Below are 1,023 nucleotides of genomic sequence, written 5' to 3'. Positions count from 1 at the left end.
GGTATTGGGCTTTTCACGGCCTGTTTCTGCTGAAACGTTTTTTGTGGAGAGTTTGATCCTGGCTCAGGATGAACGCTGGCGGCGTGCTTAACACATGCAAGTCGAACGGAAAGGCTCCTGCTTGCAGGGGTACTCGAGTGGCGAACGGGTGAGTAACACGTGGGTGATCTGCCCCGCACTTCGGGATAAGCCTGGGAAACTGGGTCTAATACCGGATAGGACCACTTCTTGGAGGTTGTGGTGGAAAGTTTTTTCGGTGTGGGATGAGCTCGCGGCCTATCAGCTTGTTGGTGGGGTAATGGCCTACCAAGGCGTCGACGGGTAGCCGGCCTGAGAGGGTGTACGGCCACATTGGGACTGAGATACGGCCCAGACTCCTACGGGAGGCAGCAGTGGGGAATATTGCACAATGGGCGCAAGCCTGATGCAGCGACGCCGCGTGGGGGATGACGGCCTTCGGGTTGTAAACTCCTTTCGCTAGGGACGAAGCGCAAGTGACGGTACCTAGAGAAGAAGCACCGGCTAACTACGTGCCAGCAGCCGCGGTAATACGTAGGGTGCGAGCGTTGTCCGGAATTACTGGGCGTAAAGAGCTCGTAGGTGGTTTGTCGCGTCGTTTGTGTAAGCCCGCAGCTTAACTGCGGGACTGCAGGCGATACGGGCATAACTTGAGTGCTGTAGGGGAGACTGGAATTCCTGGTGTAGCGGTGGAATGCGCAGATATCAGGAGGAACACCGATGGCGAAGGCAGGTCTCTGGGCAGTAACTGACGCTGAGGAGCGAAAGCATGGGGAGCGAACAGGATTAGATACCCTGGTAGTCCATGCCGTAAACGGTGGGCGCTAGGTGTGAGTCCCTTCCACGGGGTTCGTGCCGTAGCTAACGCATTAAGCGCCCCGCCTGGGGAGTACGGCCGCAAGGCTAAAACTCAAAGGAATTGACGGGGGCCCGCACAAGCGGCGGAGCATGTGGATTAATTCGATGCAACGCGAAGAACCTTACCTGGGCTTGACATACACCAGA

General features: G+C 57.0%; 1 rRNA gene. It reads left to right on the top strand.

Annotated elements, in window-relative coordinates:
* Nucleotides 1–40: 40 nt before the first annotated feature.
* A 16S ribosomal RNA gene (locus HMPREF3048_RS02480) occupies nt 41–1,023 on the top strand; the annotation flags it as partial.

The organism is Corynebacterium sp. HMSC075D04 (genome assembly GCF_001815635.1).
Lineage (GTDB): Bacteria > Actinomycetota > Actinomycetes > Mycobacteriales > Mycobacteriaceae > Corynebacterium > Corynebacterium coyleae.
This window is presented reverse-complemented; position numbering and strand designations above follow the sequence as displayed.